Here is a 19,278-nt window from a genome sequence, read left to right on the forward strand (position 1 = left end):
TTGATGCGGCCAACCCCAATGCAGAAAACCGCACTGGCCACATTATTCGCTGGAGCGAGTCAGAAAATGACTATGCCGCCACGGCGTTTCAATGGGATATTTTTGTGTTTGCCGGGGAGCAGGGCACAGAAACGGTCGCGGATGGCGCGGTTGTTGTGTCTTTGACTGACGACAACATCTTCAACAGCCCGGATGGCCTATGGTTTGATTACAATGGCCGCCTCTGGATCCAGACAGATGGCTCTGATGCACCACCGTATCAGAACAACATGATGCTCGCGGCCAACCCCGAAACCCGGGATATCAGGCGATTCTTCGTGGGGCCACAGGGGTGTGAGGTGACAGGCGTGGTTACCACTCCTGATGTGACAACCATGTTTGTGAATATTCAACACCCGGCTAAAGACTGGCCTTTTGGCAACGAGGGTGATCACCCTCGGGATGCAACCGTTATCGTTACCCGTGACGACAATGGCGTGATTGGCGCCTAAGCGAAAGCCTGGCTACTCAGAAAACCGTAAACCTGCAGGCCTGATCAGAACAGTCTGCCGGGTTTGCGGTTTTTTTTGTTTAAGAAGCGCTTAATCTGGCCGTTACGTTTAGTAAGTTAACTAAAGTATGAGCTATTAAACCGGTTCAATTCTTTAGTCTCTACCTTGGCGGTATAACCGTGTAGCTACCAGACATAATAAAAACTACGAGCAAAAATGATAACAACGATGAGGTGTTTATGGGGTTGCTTAACCGTGTAACGATAGTTTGGGAGGCCGCAATCGCGACTGTTCTTGCGGTTGCCAGCGTGCTGGTGGCGCCGTTGTTAGGCCTCGATTCAGCATCTTTCTTAGTCGGATTGATTATTGGCCTCGTTGCTGCAGGCACGTTTTTAATTGTGAGAGTTTTGGAGCCTGTTGAACGTGGGCTTGATGGGCTAAACGATGGCACGTTTGAGCCAAACAACCCTCTGCGATTTCGGTGTGAGCAGTTGCTTGCAGATGCCCAATCGGGCCGGGCGCTGGTAAAGGCGCTTTCTGGCAGTGCTGATAAAAATGCTATATCTGCCGCGCAGGTTTCTTTTGCTGCAGATCAGCTCAAGCTGCAGCTGGATCTACAAGTGCAAGAGACATGGCCTTGCAAAACCGGCAAGCGAGTATCGAGGGGCGCCAAGCGCTTACCACCGCGATTGATAGCATTCGCGTGGTGCACCAGCAATCCGGTGAAAACCTGCGTTTGATCCAAGAACTTAACGATAAGTCCAACAAAATTCAGGGTGTAACCACCACCATTCAAAGCATTGCGGAGCAAACCAATCTGTTGGCGCTCAATGCGGCCATTGAAGCTGCCCGTGCAGGTGATCAAGGGCGTGGTTTTGCGGTGGTTGCGGATGAAGTGCGGCAACTGGCTGGGCGCACCGCTCAGGCGACTGGCGAAGTGGCCGAAACGCTGCAGGAGATTCGTTCGGATACCGCGTTGATTGTGACTCGTATTGAAGACCTTGCACGCAGTGTTGAGGAAGGGCTTGCCTCGGTAGAAACCGTTGGCGAACGACTGGATCAGATACGGGATCAGTCCGACCGTGTTCAACAGCAGGTTGCCCGTATTGCCGAGATTGATCAGAATAACGAGCTTAGCCTGGCCCATGTGTTTTCTGCTATTGAGACCGTGCGCGACCATATCTCCGAAAGCGATACCAGTGTTGTTTCGCTGGCAGAGCAGGCGGCCACCCTCATGGAGCTTGCGGAAGTGGCCAATGCGGCGTTCGCGTTGAATAGTGGTTCCAGTTATCACCGATTCTTCTACGATCAGGCTCGCGCTGGTGCAGAACAGATTGGTCAGGTTTTTGGTCAGGCCATTCGGGATGGCAAGCTGAATGAAAATGCCTTGTTCGATAAATCACGAAAGCCTATCCCCAATACCCAACCAGCTAAGTATTCAAGCAGTTTTGATTCGTTTACTGATCAGTGTTTGCCTGTGGTTCAGGAAAAGGTGAAGAGTTCGCATCCGTCTCTGGTGTTTGCCATTGTGGCGGCCCCAGATGGATATATTCCGACGCACAATCAGGAGTTTGCTCACCTGCCTACCGGCGATTCTCAGACGGACCTGGTGCGCAGCCGCAGTAAGCGACTCTTTAATGATCGCACGGGAATCCGCTGCGGAAGCCATACAGAAGACATGTTGTTGCAAACTTACCGACGTGACACGGGCGAAATAATGCACGATCTTTCCGTTCCGGTTTATGTAAATGGCAGGCATTGGGGTGGTTCAGGCTAGGGTACCGTCCGGACAATTCCTGATCGTGCTAGCGGGAAATTAACGCAAAGGCCTGTGTTAAACTTCTAGTTCACACTGAAAAAGGAGATGTGCCTTGGCTGACTCGGAATTCATTCCCGCCGACGCGAAAGCGAATGAGGTGTCACACCGCTCCGATTCCGCCCGCAACTTGGCGGTGGTGGTTTATATCCTTCAGGGGTTATCGTTTTTCCTGGGAGGCATAACCGGGTTGGTTGGCGTGATTATCAATTACGTAAAGCAGGACGATGTTCGCGGCACCTGGGTTGAGCCGCACTTTCGTTGGCAGATCCGCACCTTCTGGATTGGGCTGTTATGGACGGTTATCGGTGTTGTGACCACCTTTCTGATTATTGGGTGGTTCATTCTTCTGGGCATCGCGATCTGGTTGATCTACCGTATTGTAAAAGGTGCCCTGGCACTGAATGATGGCAAGGCACCTATCTGACATATTTGTCCGAGGACTGGCGTGTCAGTCTTCGGTGACTTCTTTTAGCCGGAGGGCGCTGAACATGCCGGCCATTCCCATCAAACCGAGTACCAGAATAACAGCGGCGTCTGATATCAGGGATATCAGGGCCGTGAAGCCCCCGGTAGCAAGAAGCAGAAAACCGATCACCGTATTACTAACCGCAGTATAGTCTGTTCGTTTATTGCCGCCTGCCATATCAACCAGATACGTTTTGCGGCCAAGCCTTACGCCCGCATGGGCAATGCTCAGCACAAAAAACGCCAGCGGATAAAACCAGCCATTACCAATGCCCGCACCGGCAAAGAGTGCCGTAAGCCCTATAACCAGGCACACACCGCTGGCAATAGCTGCGCCACGAATCATTACCCGGCGGCTGGATACATCGGCCATCCAACCCCACACACTGGCAGACACTGAGCTGGCCAGGCTACTTGCCAGTAGAAACACCCCCAACATCCAGCTGGCATCCGACTCCTTTTGTGCCAAAACCACAAAATAAGGCGAGGCCAGAGCAGAACAAAGCAGCAATGCGCGGGTGATCACGAAGTTGCGAAATGGCGCGTCATCACGGAGTAATGACAGGCTTTTGAAGGCTTCTGTCATGGCATTGCCACCACCCCCGGTTTCGCCCTCATACTCCTTTACGCCTGCAAACAGGAAACCGGCAATAACCCAGAGTGCAGCCGCCAACAGAAGCAACAGGCTGTAAAAGGCGAGAGTGGGCTCACCGCGATTCCAGAACAGCAAAACCGTCAGGGCCACCGTGGCGGTGCCGCCAATGGTGGATGCAAGGCCAGAGAGTCTGCCCCGGCGAGTCTTTGGCACGCATTTTCCCTGTACGTCTTTCATGGCCACAGAACAAAAACCCCGTGACAGGGAAAACAAGATCAGAGCACCAATGAGGCCACCACCCGCGCTATAGCCTTCCAAAAACCAGACGCATGCTGCCATGGCAGCCACACTCACAGCCTGGCCAAAACTACCCAAGGTCCAGAACCATTTGCGTACCGGTTTGCGGCGAACCCAGGCTGCGATCACCATCTGCGGCACCATGGAGCCGGATTCCCGAATGGGGACAAGCCAGGCCACCAGGGCCGGTGCTCCTATGGCGCTCATCAGCCATGCCAGCACGGTTTTCGGGCTGATCAGAAGGTCGCCCAGCTTGGTGAGTACGTTGGCTGCAAGGATCAGAAAGAAATTTCGCGGTACCACCTGGCAGGCGTCTGCAGGGATATCTTTGCAAACCCTGGCATCTTCTTCGTTGGCAATCAGGCTGTAGAGCCGGTCAGCCGAGCGCCCGAGCGTGCCGGTTTGTGCATCGATATGTTTTTCAGACAAGGTGGTGATCCCATTGCACGGGCATGTTGGCGATTTCGGTGGCGGGCTGCCCTCTACCCAGGCGAACCAGTCGACCCCGCCCGGATGACACTAGAAAGTCTCCACCAGCCAAAGCTTCTACCCCGGCACAGTCCGCTATAGAAGCTTTTTCAACCACTTTCCCAGAGCGACTGTTGAAGATCAGTGCGGTGCCGCCAACAGGTGAGGCAATGGCAACCAGATCGTTTTCCGGGTGGGCGATAATGCTGGCGATATAATTGCCCAGTTCCCGGTGCACAGGCTCACCAAGATCGATCTCTTCGTAGTGCCCGTTGCGATAGCGCGCAACCAGCGGCGGCCGTTCATGGGCCGGCCCCTGGTATTGGTAGGCCGCATAAATGGTGCCATCGGGTGAAACGTCCACATGCCGGGTACTGAGTTGGTGATGGGAGGGGCGGAATTGGCCGAGAGCCTCACCCGACAGCCTGTCCACAAGAACCAGTGCAGGTTTCATGGTATCCAGGTTGAGCTTGATGCGATCGTAATCCGGGTGGGTGAGGATGCCCCCCAGGCCGACGATCAGGGTTTGGCCATCCGGGTGCAGCGTGAGTTGGTGCGGCCCTACGCCGTTCAGCTCAAAGGTGTTTACTCGCTGGTAAAGGTTGTGGCTGTCGTAAACCGCAATAATACCTTCTCCCGGTTCGTAGCGACTGGCCGTGGCATAAAGAAACCGGCCGTCCGGTGAGAACACGCCATGGCCAACAAAGTGCTCACCGTCTGCAGCCTTTATGCGATACAGGCGCTCGCCGGTTTCGCTGTTGAGCACGTAGAACGACCAGCCAGGCCTGCGTTCAAAGAAAAGCACTTCGGCCGTACCCGGTCGATTGCAGCCACTGTGGCAACGAGTGTCGACCGGCGATTGCCATAGCATTTTACCGTCTGGCGCAATGGCGCCCACCCCAAAGCGGTCACCGGGCAGGCCAATGGCGCCGGTATATTGCTGCAGGCCATCGCTACCGGCTTTGCGGGGCAGCATGCTGCACCCGGTGAGCGTGGCCGCTGCACTGCCGGCCAGGGCTGCTTTGATGAGGCTTCTGCGAGTCAGCTCGGGCATGGGCCTGTTCCTCAATCTCCATCACTGGAATTAAAACCGCGCACCACGCCCAGTTCAACAGCAGCCCGGTCATTGACCAGTGCTGTCAGTTGCGAAACATGCACATAAAGGCTTTGCAGCATTCGGAACTTGCTGTCATCTGCCAGTAGAGGCGCCATTGGGCGATTGAGTTCAGGGAACTTGGCGCGCACGTCTTCAACTTGCTCTTTTATACGAGCTGCAAGGTCATTCTGGCCATTATCGGTGAGCAGTTTGGAAAAAGCCGGAAAAAACTGCTGTTGAAATCCTTGCACGGTCGCATTCGCCGCCGCCAGGCTGGCGCCGCTACGCCAGGCATCCGCGCGGTATACATTGCGTTTGCTGTTGCCCCGCAGGCCCATGGGCGTCGCAAGACGGCGTTCTTCAAGAAGTTCCAGTCCGGTCATTGCCGCACGCACAGTAGTATCTGTGTATTGATCATTGTCTACATAGGCGCTTTTAAACTCGCTCCAGTCATTGGTCAGAGCCTCAGCGTTATCAGCAATGTGGTTTGTCACGCTTACCAATAGCTGACAACTGCGGTCAGCCGGCAGGGCTCTGCCCCCTTCGCCAAATGCCTGATCGTGCAGCAGGTATTCCACCATGGGAAAGCCCTGAACCGCTACGCCGGATTCGTTGATTTTTTCGGCGGTTATCGCCCCTTCATCTTTAAGCAAGTAAGCGGCTTTGCGTGCTACCAGATTTTTGGGGTCAGGCCAGAACTGGAACTGCCAGGCCCTGTTTGCTTGTTCAACCGGACCAAAATCTACAAAACGGACCTTCTGCCAGGCGAGGAATGCATCCAGCCACGCTTGCTTCGTCTGTTCAAGCCCCTCAGCAGAGGGTGTATCACAATATGCCCCGGCCTGGCTTGCCAGTGTTCGGGTTTGGCTGGCCAGAGCCTGATAACCGGTTTGAATGTCGCTATGCCAGCGTGCCCGATAGTCAGCGTTATTAACGTCGGCTGCCATCAGGGGAGACGCAGCCAGTGATGAGGCCAGGCAGATAGAAAGTGTCAGTCGCTGCATATAGAGGTCCGTTAAAGTGAGTTCAGGAAGTCGAGCAGGGCCTGGCGGTTGTCGGCACCGAATTGGCTAAAGCGAGCCACCGCAGGAGCGGCTTCGCCACCGTGCCAGAGAATGGCTTCCTCCAGAGTGCGTGCCCGGCCGTCATGCAAAAAGCCGGCTTGCGGGTTAACGGTTTGCGTCAGGCCAATACCCCAAAGCGGTGCGGTGCGCCACTCGTTGCCATTGGCCAAAAACTCGTCACGACCATCAGCCAGGGCCGGCCCCATATCGTGCAACAGCAGATCGGTGTAAGGCCAGATGGTCTGGTTGCTCAGGTCCGGGCGATCCTCGTCGCTTCCGGTGACGTGTCTGGGTGTATGGCACGCGGCGCAACCGGTTTCATTAAACAATCGGGCACCTTTTTGCACCGGCGGAGCATTCATGTCGCGCCTTGCCGGAACGGCGAGACTTTTAGAGTAGAAGGTGACAAAGTTCGCAATTTTATCACTAATCTCAGGGTCGCCACCCTCCGGGAACTGGTTGCATTTTTGTTCCGGCGTACAGTCGGTGGTGGGGTGCAGGCTGGATGTGAGCCCCATGTCGCCGGCAAATGCGCCCATGCTTTGTTGCCGCACGTTAGGTTCTACCGCCTTCCAGCCAAAACGACCGGGTGCTGGTTGCTGAGTCGCCATGTCCCAAACCTGATTGAGTTTTCCGGAAACGCCATCATTATTTGTGTCTTGCGGATCGGCCACTGCTTCGAGGTCGGCAATCGGGATTGTCTCCAGCAGTCCTACGCCTATCATCGGTGGCGCGACCCGGGGCGAAATCAGAAGGTTGTCGGGTAGAGGGCCGTAGTTCGGGTTCTCGATGCGGTATACAGGCTCGCGCAACTCTACCTTGTTGCCGTTTGCATAGGTTTTGGTCACGGTTTTCCATGTCAGCACCAGGTCGGCTTCTGGCTTGGCGGCGGGCAGTGCAGCGGTTTGCAGCTGACTACCATATACCGGGGCGGGCTTGAAACCGTGGGTGCGCAGAATCTCCGCGTCTGCGTCCGGGTCCGCCGGAACGGCCAAGCGCAAGAATAGCGATACTGGCCGTTCAACATCGCTGGGCGGGTGTCCGCGACCATCTTTAATATGGCAACCCTGGCAAGAATTGGTGTTGAACAGTGGGCCCAGGCCGTCCCGTGCTGTAGTGCTGGCGGGCGCCTCAACCCAGGGGTTGCGGAAAAAACTGTTACCCACGCTGAAATCCAGGCGTTTGGTCATCGAAAGGTTGCCCTGGGGCAGAGAGTAAGCGTTGGTGTTCGGTTGCTCAACTGTGCCATCGCCTCCGGTATCAGGTGTGTCCTGCAGCGGAAAGCCGGCATGGGTCTCAGCGTGAACTTGCAAGCCACCACAAAGAAGCAGTGGCAACAGCGCTGCCATGAGTCGTTTTGGGGTCATGAATTCTTACCACAAAAATGAATAAGCCATGGAAAATCCGCTCTTTTCAAAGCAGGCTTTCCATGGCTTTTTCTTATTCCATTAACACCGGGGAGCCTCAGCTCCCCGGGAATTGTCTGTCTCTAACGTGCTATCAGAAAGCGTGACCGGCATCGTCTGGAGACAGGGCCTCGAGGCCCAACTGACGGGCGGCTTTCTCGATGGAGCCTGTTTGCTCAACCAGGGCCATAATCGCGCCATTTACGATGGTTGCGCCTTCTGCGTTGCCCGGTGCAATCATCATATCAAAAGGCACGGGGTTCTGCCTTGATTCTGCCTTGCTTTGCATCACGCCCAGAGCTTCCATGGATGCATCCAGCTGCGCATTCAGGTTGGCATCCAGCTCAGGATTCTTCTGTGCCACCAGGTCCGACAGTGAAGGACCGGATACCAGGCTGCCATCGACACGGCGGTAGGTACCGGTATAGATGTTCTGAATGCCCTGGCCGTTGTAGTAATGCGAGTTGTGAGTATTGTCACTGAAGCAGTCGTGCTCGTCTTCGTAGGAGTTGGCTTCCAGAGCCACTTTCATACGCTCGCCGGCCAGCTCGCCCAGCGACAGGGAGCCCATGCCAAACAGCATCTTCTGCACACCTTCGTCGGCACTGGCACTCACCAGTTGGCTACGATAGTTGTCAGAGTTATCAGCTGCCCATTGGTCAACCATCCATTCCAGGTCGGTTACCAGCAGGTCGGTGACGGCATCAAGGTAGTCCGCCCGGCGATCGCAGTTGCCATTGGTGCAGTCGGTGCCGGTGGCATAGTCGGTTACCGGGCGCTCGCCGTTGCCCTGTTCAAAGCCGTGCAGATCCTGACCCCAGAGCAAAAACTCGACCGCGTGGTAACCGGTGGCTACGTTTGCTTCCGAGCCGCCAATTTCGTTCAGGTTGGCCAGCAGTTCCGGGCTCAGGCTGGTAACATCAATCGTCTCGCCGCCCACGTTAACGCTTTTGCTGCCAACGATGTTTGCGGTTGCGCCTGCGTTACCCAGTTCGTATTGGTAGTCATCCGCTTGCACGTAATCGATCAGGCCCTCATCCAGCGGCCAGGCGTTCAACTGGCCTTCCCAGTCGTCCACAATGGCGTTACCAAAGCGAAACACTTCTGTTTGCTGATAGGGCACACGCGCTGCAAGCCAGGCTTCTTTGGCGGCCTTCAGGTTGGCCTCTGTTGGACTGGCCAGCAGGCGGTCTGTGGCTTCATTCAGAGCCTGTGCGGTGATCAGTGCGTCCTCATAACCGGCGTGGGCCAGGTCGGCATAATGAGCGACAACCGCTGCTTTGGTGGCGGGTTGTGAGGTGGCTGAGTCTGACGGGTTAGTGTTGGCACAGCCAGCGCTCATGGCAGCGGCGACAGTGAGTGCCAGAGGGGCCGGTCGAAACATTGCTTTCATTGAGAACTCCGGAAATCAGGAAGCGATTATAGTAATGGGATGTATTATCATTCGTAATTATGTTGGCTAAAGAGCTCCAATGCAAGAATGCATAGCGCGATGGCGCACACCTGCCTGCATTAACCGGGCGTCATTATATTTAATAATGAGAATCATTTGCAAATGCCAAATGTAATGCTAAATTTCGCTCTGAGTTATTTTAAATTCGGGGAAAGGCGTATGAGTGAATCGGTGGTTCGGCTTGCAGGCTCTTCAAAAACTGTCTTCTCGGCTTGGCAGTCACTTCGTAAATCGGCTGAGAAAAACAATGTATGTGGCGGGAGTAACGAGAATAAGAACGTCAACCAGCCATCATCCTCAGGTGGCTGTTCTCATTGATGCTGGCCGTGAAGGCTTGATCTCTTGCACTGAAAGGGCTCGCTCGGGCTTAATGGTTCCTGTTGCCAGGGAGCCAATTTATGCTGAGTTACCTCCATGCTTTCCATGCTGGAAATTTCGCTGATGTTCAGAAACATGCAGCGCTAACGCTTGCTCTTTCCATGATGCGGGCAAAGCCATCAGCCATTGCCTGTTTTGATACCCACGCCGGTAGCGCGATTTACAATCTCGATAGCGAGCGTGCCCGGAAAACCGCTGAAGCGGACGCGGGCATTCAAAAGCTGTGGGCGCACCGGAGCGGCTTGCATTCCAGGGACTGGCAGGCCGTTATTCAGTTGTTGTCGCAGTTTAACGCCGGTGAAGGGCCGCTGTCGGTTTATCCCGGTTCTCCTGCCTGGATTGGTCAATGTTTACGCCCGGGTGATTCGTTGACAGCCTTTGAGTTACACCCAGCTGAGAATAATCAACTGGTCGATTGGGCAAAAGAACAAACAGTGCGTGTAAAGCACGAAGACGGTCTGAAGGGTTTTTTGAAGCAGCTGCCGCCCAGGCAGCCCAGGCTGATGGCGCTGATTGATCCCTCCTATGAGGTTAAAACGGAATATCTTGATGTTGCCCAAACCTTGCAGAAAGCCTGGCAAAAGTGTCGCCACGGAGTTTACCTTGTTTGGTACCCCATCCTGACAAGCGGCGTGCAAGACACTTTGAAGCAGGCGTTAAAGGAAAGCCCCCTGCGCAAAGTGTGGTGTAGTGAAGTACACCTGGACACACCTCCGGAAAGAGGTATGACAGGTTCAGGAATGTTAGTGGTCAACCCTCCATGGGGGTTTGATGACCGCTTTGCCACTATGATGGAAGACATTGCCACAGAGCAAGTGCTGGGCTTCTCGCACGAACATGGCTGGTTGATACCAGAATGAAAAATAAGACTAACGAACATGAGGCGGATCCCTGTCTTCCGGGCGGACTGTTGCCGGTTGAGCAATGGGCGTTGCCGCAAACATCCGTGCATCGATCACTCAAGGATGCCATTGGTCACGTTCTCAAGCAGTTGCGTGCAGGGGTGTCCCAGGCTGAAGAGCCTTTTGAAAGCATGGATCAACTGCCAGAGCTATCTACTATCCAGAAGAAGCGGCTGGTGCCGGAACCCGACCACTCTGGCCGGGCTGCAGCCATTGCATACAGCTTGAATACCGCACGCTCTGAGGGAGTGCTCATCCGGGAAGTTGCCTGCCTGGTGGCCCCACCTTTTTCGGGCGTGGAACAGGCGCTCGCTCACTTTTCGCAATCCGGTCAGCAAAGTGTGAGAGAAGCTGGCGGCGAAGCATGGCGGCGCATTCGGCCGCCGGATACCCTATTGCTTGACGCCCGGGCAGCGAGTGAATGGTGGGATAAGCAGGACTTGTCTCTGCCATGGGTGATTCCCGAGCTTTCGAATTTTTGGCTTCGGCATATTTCGGGCCTGGCATTGGTTAAAGAGTTGTTTCGCCGGATCGCAAGTGGCGAGGCAGGTGCAGGAATTGTGGGGTGCTCTAGCTGGTGCTGGCAATACTGGGGACACTACCTTGAGAATGCCCAGATGTCGCCCATGACACCAGCACCCATGGAGTCGGAGCGGCTGGGGGCCTGGTTTACACACCTTGCGTCGGGTAGTGATGGGGTCTCTTTGGTCGCCAGAATGGCGGTTGATGGCTCTTACGTATTGCCGTTACCCGAAACAGCGGATGCGAAAAAAGAGCAGGGTACCAGGAAACGTAAACACAGCACCTTCTTGCGCGATTTGGCTGCCACTTCCCGTGGTAACCCCGGCGTGGCGTTGGCTATCTGGCAAAGAGCTTTGCGGGCGCGGCCAGATGATGACGCCAGCGTGGATGAAGCAGACGAAAAAGCAAAAAGGCAGAGCCGAACGGCAGATTGCTGGGTTGTGCCCCTGGAGCAATTGAACCTGCCGACCATGCCCCAGAGTCAGGAAAGCATTACAGGTTTTGTGCTTCACGGATTGTTATTGCACAACGGTCTTGATGCAGCCTTGTTGGAGGCTGTCACCGGTGTTTGCTATCACCAGTTAAGCCATGTGTTGTCTCGCCTGCAGCGCGCCGAGCTGGTGGTTTATGATCAGTCTGATGAACGCTGGCAGGTAACCGCTATTGGTTACCCCACGGTCAGACGTCACCTGCAGAGCTGGGGATTCCCGGTAGATCAATTTTAGGAGCCAGCTATGATGGATGATCTTGGCGTTAAGGAGGCCTTTGCTTCTATCACGGGGCAGGCGCTGCTGAAGGCGCTGCTTGTTATTGTCATTGCCTCGTTGGTCACTGTGGTTATTCAGAAAGTGTTTCCCCGGTTTGCAGAAAAACTGGGTGGCAAGCCTCGGTTGTATTTACTGGCCTCTGTCCCTTTGCTTCGCCTGCTGATTATTTTGGGCACCATTGTGGCTGTGGTACCAATATTGGTCGAGCCTTCGTTCGAGAACATGGTGGCCATATTCGGCGCCCTGGCTTTGGCTTTGGGGTTTGCTTTCAAGGATTACGCCAATAGCCTGATCGCGGGCATTGTTACCCTTTACGAAATGCCCTACAGACCTGGTGACTGGATTGAGGTGGATGGCCAGTATGGCGAGGTGAGAGCAATAGACGCCCGTGCGGCCGAGATTGTTACGCCCGATGACACAGTTGTGATTATCCCCCACAATAAGTTGTGGAACTCGTTGATTGCCAACGATAACGATGGCACTGACAACCTTATGTGTGTGGTCGATTTTCATCTCGAGGCAAATCACGATGTTGGCCAGGTCAGGGAACTGCTTCGGGATGTGGCGTTTACCAGCCCGCGCACAAAAACCTGGCAGCCTGTGGTGGTGATTGTGTTTAACAAGCCATGGGGCATGCACTATCGACTGAAGGCTTATCCGTTTGACCCCAAGGAGCAGTTTCAGTTTATTTCCGAGCTGACGGCTCGTGGTTCCACCGAACTGGCTCGCCAGAATGTGAGGTTTGTGTCGGCGCCGGTCGCGGTGAACTGATCCGAAGTTGGCTGTGCCCATTTACAACTTTGGGATTCCAGCCACACTGGCACAATGGGCCGGTAGCGTTTTTCGGCATTTTCGGCCAACGAGACTACAGGAGTCGCATAATGGGTTTGTTACAAAACGGGAAGTGGGTGGATCAATGGTACGACACCGGCAAAAGCGGCGGTGAGTTTCAACGGCAGAGCAGTCGGTTCAGAAGTTGGCTGACACCCGGTGGCAGCGCTGGTCCAAATGGCGAACCCGGCTTCAAGGCCGAGAAAGGCCGCTACCATTTGTATGTTTCCCTGGCCTGTCCCTGGGCACACCGCGCGCTGATTTTTCGAAAGATAAAGCAACTGCAGGATTATATCGATGTCACCGTGGTCGACCCGGTGATGCTGGAAAATGGCTGGGAGATGAGCGATCCGCTTTACGGTCTGGACTTTCTTTATCAGCTGTATTTAAAAGCGGATCCTGGATACGAGGGCCGTGTAACGGTGCCGGCATTATGGGACAAGCAAACACAGACCATTGTCAGCAATGAGTCTTCAGAGATTATCCGTATGTTCAATACGGCGTTTAATCATTTAACGGGCAACACCACAGATTACTACCCTGATGCGTTACGCGGGCAGATCGATGCCCTGAATGACCGTATTTACGACACCATTAACAATGGCGTCTACCGGGCCGGTTTCGCCACCACTCAAGAGGCTTATGAAAAGGCCTACCATAGCCTGTTCGATTCGCTGGACTGGGTCGAGAGCATACTATCCCGGCAGCGCTACCTGGCGGGGAACCAAATGACGGAAGCTGACTGGCGCCTGTTTACCACCTTGATCCGTTTCGATGCTGTCTATTTTGGCCACTTTAAAACCAATCGTCAGTTATTGGCTGACTATCCCGCCATTAGTGGTTATGTACGTGAGTTGTACCAGGTGCCAGGCGTGGCTGACACTGTCAGCTTTGAACATATCAAGACGCACTATTATGCCAGTCACCTTATGATCAATCCCACCGGAATAATTCCCGTGGGGCCAATTCAGGATTTTACCACTGCCCATGGCCGGGAAGGGGTTGGAGGGAGCCCGCATTAAAAGACGTTACCGGTTCCAGTGTCTAACGCCTGAGTAGAGAAGGTTATAAAGAACAAACCCCGCATTAGCGGGGTTTGTATTTACTCTGCCTGTAACTTGAAGCAGATTACATCAACGCATCAATGCGGTTACGCACCTTTGGCTCGCTGCTGTAGGCGGTGGCAATAGCGTTGTAGGTCGGGATGTCCATTTTTTCATCCTCGATCACTGACACCATCTCATCGTTGGCTTTCATCTGCAGTTCCTGCGCCTTTTCCTGAGAGTCAGCCCCCTCAATTTTTTCAATGTATTCTTCCCGCACCTCTGCGATGCCTTCCTGAGCGCTGATGAACTGTTTCAGCTCGGCGTCGGAATAGTTGGTATTTTGGGTGCCTGCTGCGGCCGGGTTGGAGTACCCGCTGCTATCGCCGGTGGTCGCCGGGCTCTGTTGATTCTGTTGCGCCATGGCTGGGGCAGCGGCAAGCAGGGCAATGGATGCAGTGATAGATACAAGTAGCTTGTTCATAATCATTCTCTCCTGTTTCATTTTCAGTCAACAAGTAGCTTTCAAGTGCTGTGCCAAGTTTGACTTTTTTGTTTTTATCAACAAAAACAAAAGGTTGAGATTTTTATCGGTTAATCTCAAGTAATGAGGGTTGAGGCGAAATGCCACATGTGGCAAAAGAGTGTGGCATTTATGCTGCTGGAGGCAGAATGAAACCTTCTTTGAGAAACGCAGGGCAAGTTATCGGGTCGATACAGCTCACCCTGGTACTGAGTATTGTTGTTCCGTTGCTGGTTATCAGTGGGTTTGCCATATATTTGGGTTTTGGGGCTGTCGAACGCGCGTTGAATGATCGCTTGCAGGAAGACCTGGAGCTGGTGGCCAGGGCCGCCAGTGGGCCACTTTCCCGCGCCATGCAGGACAAAGACGAACTGGTGGTTGGCGACTCTCTGAAATCAATTTTTCGAATTGGTCGCGTTTCCGGCGCATCCGTATTCGATAAAGATGGCGACAGGATTGCCAGTCTGGGGCTTGCCGACACAGATGTGGGAAACAGCGCCAGTGCTGAGCAGGTTATCAATAGTGGTGAGCTTGGAGGGGCCTTTCGCAGAGTCGACGGCCAGTCTGTCTTCTCCCATTTTACGCCTCTGGTGGCTAACGACGGGCGGATACAAGGGCTGTTGCAAATCACCCGGAGGCGCAGTGATTTTCACGAACTGCTGGCTTCAAGCCGTTTGTGGGCGGTGTCTATTTGGTCGGCGTTGGCGATAACCGTCATTTTGGTGGTGGTACTTGGGCATTATGGCGTGGTTGGCCGCCATGTGAGCCGGTTGCTGAGCACTATGGATGCGCTGGCGCCCGGGCATTGGCGACTTGATGCCAAACCATCCGGCCCCCGTGAACTGCGAAAGATATACGGTGGCGTACGGGACATGGGCGAGCGCATGGCCCATGCCGAAGAAGAAATAAAACAGCGTGTGGAAAAAGAACGCCAACTTGCGGAACGCCTGGAATATCAGGAAAAAATAGCGATGATCGGCCGTGTGGCAGGGGGCGTGGCTCACGAGCTCGGCGCGCCGTTGAACGTGATTCAGGGGCGCGCAAACATACTGGCACGTCATGAGCTCACGGCAGAGCAGCGCCGACAACTCGATGACATTGGCTACCAGGTAGGTCGCATGACCACCATTATCCAGCAGCTTTTGGACTGTTTCCGGCATGTGCCGGATTCAAGGCGGCCGGTCAGTCTCGATGCTGTTCTCGCAAACGTGCTGGACCGTGCCGCAGAGGATAGAAAATGTCGCGGAAAGCGCTTGTTGAGCGCAGGGCTGGAGGCTAATGCCCGGGTTAGGGCAGAGCCGGTGAGATTGGAGTTGGCGTGTCTTAACGTGGTGCGAAATGCCTGCCAGGCGGCACTCTCTGAGGTCATGTTGTCGCTGCACCGTAACCAGGGTGAATGGGAAGTGCGGATTGACGACGACGGTCCCGGCATAGCGGCCGAAAATCGGGAAGCTGTGTTTGAACCGTTTTACAGCACAAGGCCGGCTGGAGAAGGTACTGGCCTTGGGTTAGCGGTGGTTAGCAGTGTATTGAAAGAACATGGTGGCCGAATCGAGATTGGAGCCAACGATTCAGGGGGCTGCAGAATGAGCCTGTTTTGGCCGGTGGAGGTGACGACATGAGCGAGTATAAAGCGACCATACTGCTGCTGGAAGACGATGCCAGCCTGGGACTGTTGCTAAGCGAAGAGCTTGAGCTGGATGGTTACCGCGTAACCCGCGCCGCTACGGTAAGCGAGGGTTGCCAGCTGCTCGCCACAGAAACACCGAATCTGGTTGTTTCAGATCTGCGCCTGCCGGACGGCGATGGGTTGGAGCTGCTCAAAGCAACTCAAACAGACGGGCATAGCCTGCCATTCATTATTATTACCGCGTTCGGAACTGTGGACCAGGCGGTTGAGGCCCTGAAAGCCGGTGCAGATGATTTTCTGACCAAGCCCCTGTCTACCGATCACTTGCGTCTGAAAATACGCCGCTTGCTGACTCAGGCGGATCTCTCCCGGCAGCTGCAGCAGTTTCTTGCTCACAATGGCACCGACGACTCGCTTGGTCTGATTGGTGAGCATGAAAGCATGGTTCGGCTGCGCACAGAGATTCGCCAGATTGCCCGCAGCGAGGCGGCGGTATTGGTGTGTGGTGAAAGCGGCACAGGTAAAGAATTGGTGGCCCGGGCAATTCACCGTGCCAGCGGGCGCGATGCCAGGCCGTTTGTGGCCGTTAATTGTGCCGGGATTCCCGGAGAACTGATGGAAAGCGAGTTTTTTGGCCATGAGGCAGGGGCATTCACTGGTGCCCGTCAGGCCCGCAAGGGCCTTTTTGCAGAAGCTCATGGTGGCACGTTGTTGCTGGACGAGATTGGCGAAATGCCCCTGGGTTTGCAAGCCAAGCTGCTCAGGGTATTGCAAGAAGGCATGGTGAAGCCGGTTGGCTCGGATCATGAAGAACCGGTAGACGTGCGAATTCTGGCCGCAACCCATGTCGACTTGCTGAAGGCTGTGCGAGAGGGAAGCTTCCGCGAAGATCTATACTACCGGCTGGAAACCCTGAGCCTGCGCATTCCGCCACTTCGTGAGCGGGGGGAAGATATTGACCTGCTTGCCATGCATTTTGTAAGAGAGGCGACGCGGCGCCACCAACGCGGATTTTTGAAGCTCAGCGAGGTCAGCTCCCGCACCCTGGTGGACTACCCGTTTCCGGGAAACGTCCGCGAATTGGGAAGTGCCATTGAACGGGCAGTTACCTTCTGTGAGGGCGACACCATTCAGCCAGAGCACCTGCCTGAACGCATTCGAAAACGTCAAAGCAGTACTACCAATACCCCGGCTATCCGGGCGAATGACAACATCTCTGAATGGCCCACACTGGAGAACCTGCAGCAGGAGTACGTGCGAGAGGTAATGCAGGCGGTCAGCGGCAACAAGCGTCGAGCGGCACAGATTATGGGCATTAACCGGCGCACCCTGTATCGCTGGCTGGCTGCCAGTGAACCGGCTGAAGAGGCCAGCGACGAAGAGTATTCTAAAAGTACTATGGCACGGGAACAGCCGGGAGCAGCGGAATGAAAAATCAGAAAACGGCCATGCTATTCGGGCTGGGCACGGTTTTACTCTGGTCCACGGTTGCAACAGCCTTCAAGCTGGCGCTGGCAGACCTGGCACCGGTGCAAATGCTGCTGGTTGCCTGTACCGCGTCTGTGGTGGTTATGGCTATTATTCTGGTACTGCAAAAACGCTGGCATCTGGTGTTTTCCCTGCACAAAAAACAATATGTGCAGTCTTTTGCCATGGGGCTGATAAACCCGTGCCTCTACTATTTTTTGCTGTTCGGCGCCTTTGACCGGCTGCCAGCCCAGGAAGCTCAGCCGTTAAATTATACCTGGGCACTGGTTCTGGCTTATCTGTCGGTGCCTTTTTTGGGACATCGGCTGCGCAAACTCGATATTCTGGCAGGTTTGGTGTGTTACGCCGGGGTTGTTGTCATTGCTACTCGGGGTGCTGTCACTTCACTGAGTTTTTCAGACCCGCTGGGCGTCGCGCTGGCCATCGGCAGCACGCTGGTGTGGGCTTCTTACTGGATCATTGCTACCCGCGATACCCGCGACCCGGTGGTTGGACTGTTTCTCAACTTTCTGTTTGGCCTGCCGGTGATTGTGCTGATTTGCTGGTGGACCGAGGGGGTGGCGTTGCCGGCAACGGGGTCGTTAGTGGCGGCGGTGTACGTAGGTGTATTCGAGATGGGCATAGCTTTTGTGTTCTGGTCTTATGCCATGAAGAAGGCGGAAAACACGTCCAAAGTAAGCAACCTGATTTTCATTTCGCCGTTTCTGTCGCTGGTGTTCATCTACTTTATCCTTGGCGAGCAGATTCTGCCATCGACCTATATTGGTTTGGTGCTGATAATGATCGGGCTCTGGTTGCAGCAGAAAAAGACGCAGACACGTGAACGGGAGCTGGAGCTTGGCCAATAACTGGTTTGTTTACATGGTTCGCACGGCCAATGGCGCGCTTTATACGGGTATTACCACCGATGTATCCCGCCGTTTTGGTGAGCATCAGGCCGGCGCCCCCAAGGGGGCGCGAAGCCTGAGAGGTAAGGGCCCGCTGGAGCTGGTGTTTTATTCAGCGGCAGGTGACCGTAGCCGTGCATCAAAGCTGGAGTGGCACATTAAACAATGGCCAAGGCAGCGCAAAGAAGCGCTTGTATTGGGCAAACTCAGTCTGCCAGATGCTCTCTGATATGCAGGCCCGCGGTTGCCACAGCCGCCGTCGCCCTGTCTAATTGCCCGCTATGAACCTGGAATACGTGCCAAAGGTTGTTAAACACTTCCAGTTGCGTTTTCACACCGGCCGCACGAGCCGCGCTCGCAAGTCGCTCCGCGTCGTTAAGTAAGATCTCCTGGCTTCCCACCTGAACCAGCATCGGTGGTAAGCCCTGGAAATTGCCGAACACCGGTGAAAGCAGGGGATTGCGCAAGGATTCATCACCGGCGTACAGTGTGGCAGCTTTGGCGGTCCAGCGCGCTTGCAGCACCGGTTCGCACGCCGGTGAATACAGGGTTTGCTGGGTCAGATCTGTCCAGGGTGAAAAAACCGTAAGGGAAGATGGCATTGGTTGATGGGTATCGCGCAGGCGCATGGCCAGGGCAATGGCCAGGCCGCCGCCAGCCGAATCGCCGGCAATGGCAATGTGTTCGGGTGCGAACCCTTCATCAATCAGCGCCTGCCAGGCCGCTTCTGCGTCGTCTAGTGCGGCTGGAAAAGGGTGTTCAGGCGCAAGGCGGTAGTCCAGTGTTGCCACCAGGCAGCCGCTTGTTTTGGCCAGGTGTCCCGAAAGACCTTTATGGGTGGCGGCAGAGCCGATAATATAGCCGCCGCCGTGCAGGTACAGCACTACGCCTCGCGTGGCCTGGCCAAACGAACTCTTGATAACTGGCCTGCCTGCCAGTGTTCCAGCCTGAAACCGGCAGCCTCGGGGCGCAACTGAACTCCGGTAAGCCTGGCTAATGAGTGTGCGTTGAACTGAAACCGGTATTACCGGGTGAAGAGCCGGCCTCACCAGACGATTCATGGTCTGGCGAAGTGTGGTTTCAAGAAGATGTTGCAACATCTGTGTTATGCCCCCGCTATGGGTTAGGATTGTGCATCAATATTCGTATTATC

18 protein-coding genes are annotated in these 19,278 nt (G+C 54.9%); 11 read left to right on the top strand and 7 right to left on the bottom strand.

Annotated elements, in window-relative coordinates; genetic code table 11:
- The 3 genes from ACTHYN_RS02610 to ACTHYN_RS02620 form a co-directional block, all read left to right on the top strand.
- On the top strand, positions 1-491 hold a 491-nt coding region (locus ACTHYN_RS02610), incomplete at its 5' end, for a PhoX family protein (protein ID WP_441810943.1).
- A 631-nt stretch (positions 492-1,122) separates the two neighbouring features.
- Positions 1,123-2,268 (top strand): methyl-accepting chemotaxis protein, encoded by a 1,146-nt coding sequence (locus ACTHYN_RS02615; RefSeq protein ID WP_441810944.1) that lies wholly within the window; start codon positions 1,123-1,125, stop codon positions 2,266-2,268.
- A gap of 94 nt (positions 2,269-2,362) precedes the next feature.
- Positions 2,363-2,734, top strand: a complete 372-nt coding sequence (locus tag ACTHYN_RS02620; protein WP_441810945.1) for a DUF4870 family protein — start codon at positions 2,363-2,365, stop codon at positions 2,732-2,734.
- Positions 2,735-2,758: 24 nt separating this feature from the next.
- Here ACTHYN_RS02620 and ACTHYN_RS02625 read toward each other — a convergent pair whose 3' ends face one another.
- The 5 genes from ACTHYN_RS02625 to ACTHYN_RS02645 form a co-directional block, all read right to left on the bottom strand.
- Positions 2,759-4,096: an MFS transporter gene (locus tag ACTHYN_RS02625; RefSeq protein ID WP_441810946.1), complete on the bottom strand. Its 1,338-nt coding sequence runs from the start codon at positions 4,094-4,096 to the stop codon at positions 2,759-2,761.
- Positions 4,089-5,189 (bottom strand): DUF1513 domain-containing protein, encoded by a 1,101-nt coding sequence (locus ACTHYN_RS02630; RefSeq protein WP_441810947.1) that lies wholly within the window; start codon positions 5,187-5,189, stop codon positions 4,089-4,091. The genes ACTHYN_RS02625 and ACTHYN_RS02630 overlap by 8 nt, the downstream gene beginning before the upstream one ends.
- An 11-nt stretch (positions 5,190-5,200) precedes the next feature.
- Complete coding sequence (locus tag ACTHYN_RS02635) at positions 5,201-6,235, bottom strand: imelysin family protein (protein WP_441810948.1); 1,035 nt, start codon at positions 6,233-6,235, stop codon at positions 5,201-5,203.
- An 11-nt stretch (positions 6,236-6,246) separates the two neighbouring features.
- Entirely contained in the window at positions 6,247-7,662 is a 1,416-nt protein-coding gene (locus tag ACTHYN_RS02640; RefSeq protein ID WP_441810949.1) for a di-heme oxidoreductase family protein, read from the bottom strand.
- A gap of 133 nt (positions 7,663-7,795) precedes the next feature.
- Positions 7,796-9,094, bottom strand: coding sequence for an imelysin family protein (locus ACTHYN_RS02645; protein WP_441810950.1), 1,299 nt, complete (start codon positions 9,092-9,094; stop codon positions 7,796-7,798).
- A 458-nt stretch (positions 9,095-9,552) separates the two neighbouring features.
- Here ACTHYN_RS02645 and ACTHYN_RS02650 point away from each other — a divergent pair, with 458 nt between their 5' ends.
- From ACTHYN_RS02650 to ACTHYN_RS02665, 4 genes are all read left to right on the top strand, one after another.
- Positions 9,553-10,392, top strand: a complete 840-nt coding sequence (locus ACTHYN_RS02650; RefSeq protein WP_441810951.1) for a 23S rRNA (adenine(2030)-N(6))-methyltransferase RlmJ — start codon at positions 9,553-9,555, stop codon at positions 10,390-10,392.
- Complete coding sequence (locus ACTHYN_RS02655; protein WP_441810952.1) at positions 10,389-11,681, top strand: hypothetical protein; 1,293 nt, start codon at positions 10,389-10,391, stop codon at positions 11,679-11,681. The genes ACTHYN_RS02650 and ACTHYN_RS02655 overlap by 4 nt, the downstream gene beginning before the upstream one ends.
- A gap of 9 nt (positions 11,682-11,690) precedes the next feature.
- Positions 11,691-12,494: a mechanosensitive ion channel family protein gene (locus tag ACTHYN_RS02660; protein WP_441810953.1), complete on the top strand. Its 804-nt coding sequence runs from the start codon at positions 11,691-11,693 to the stop codon at positions 12,492-12,494.
- A 110-nt stretch (positions 12,495-12,604) separates the two neighbouring features.
- Positions 12,605-13,576, top strand: coding sequence for a glutathione S-transferase family protein (locus tag ACTHYN_RS02665; protein WP_441810954.1), 972 nt, complete (start codon positions 12,605-12,607; stop codon positions 13,574-13,576).
- A gap of 106 nt (positions 13,577-13,682) precedes the next feature.
- Here the strand turns inward: ACTHYN_RS02665 and ACTHYN_RS02670 are convergent, their stop codons facing one another.
- Positions 13,683-14,081, bottom strand: coding sequence for a DUF4168 domain-containing protein (locus tag ACTHYN_RS02670; protein WP_441810955.1), 399 nt, complete (start codon positions 14,079-14,081; stop codon positions 13,683-13,685).
- A gap of 188 nt (positions 14,082-14,269) precedes the next feature.
- On the opposite strand from ACTHYN_RS02670, the gene ACTHYN_RS02675 reads away from it, so the two are divergent.
- From ACTHYN_RS02675 to ACTHYN_RS02690, 4 genes are read left to right on the top strand one after another with little or no spacing between them, the layout of a single operon-like run.
- Positions 14,270-15,742 (top strand): ATP-binding protein, encoded by a 1,473-nt coding sequence (locus ACTHYN_RS02675; protein WP_441810956.1) that lies wholly within the window; start codon positions 14,270-14,272, stop codon positions 15,740-15,742.
- On the top strand, positions 15,739-17,181 hold the full coding sequence (locus tag ACTHYN_RS02680) for a sigma-54-dependent transcriptional regulator (RefSeq protein ID WP_441810957.1): 1,443 nt from the start codon (positions 15,739-15,741) through the stop codon (positions 17,179-17,181). Before ACTHYN_RS02675 ends, ACTHYN_RS02680 begins: the two co-directional genes overlap by 4 nt.
- Positions 17,178-18,086, top strand: a complete 909-nt coding sequence (locus tag ACTHYN_RS02685; protein ID WP_441810958.1) for a DMT family transporter — start codon at positions 17,178-17,180, stop codon at positions 18,084-18,086. The genes ACTHYN_RS02680 and ACTHYN_RS02685 overlap by 4 nt, the downstream gene beginning before the upstream one ends.
- Positions 18,076-18,354, top strand: a complete 279-nt coding sequence (locus ACTHYN_RS02690) for a GIY-YIG nuclease family protein (RefSeq protein WP_441810959.1) — start codon at positions 18,076-18,078, stop codon at positions 18,352-18,354. The genes ACTHYN_RS02685 and ACTHYN_RS02690 overlap by 11 nt, the downstream gene beginning before the upstream one ends.
- Here ACTHYN_RS02690 and ACTHYN_RS02695 read toward each other — a convergent pair.
- Positions 18,332-19,225: an alpha/beta hydrolase gene (locus tag ACTHYN_RS02695; protein ID WP_441810960.1), complete on the bottom strand. Its 894-nt coding sequence runs from the start codon at positions 19,223-19,225 to the stop codon at positions 18,332-18,334. The genes ACTHYN_RS02690 and ACTHYN_RS02695 overlap by 23 nt on opposite strands.
- Positions 19,226-19,278 lie beyond the last annotated feature (53 nt).

This window comes from Marinobacter sp., from assembly GCF_052091845.1.
Taxonomy (GTDB): domain Bacteria; phylum Pseudomonadota; class Gammaproteobacteria; order Pseudomonadales; family Oleiphilaceae; genus Marinobacter.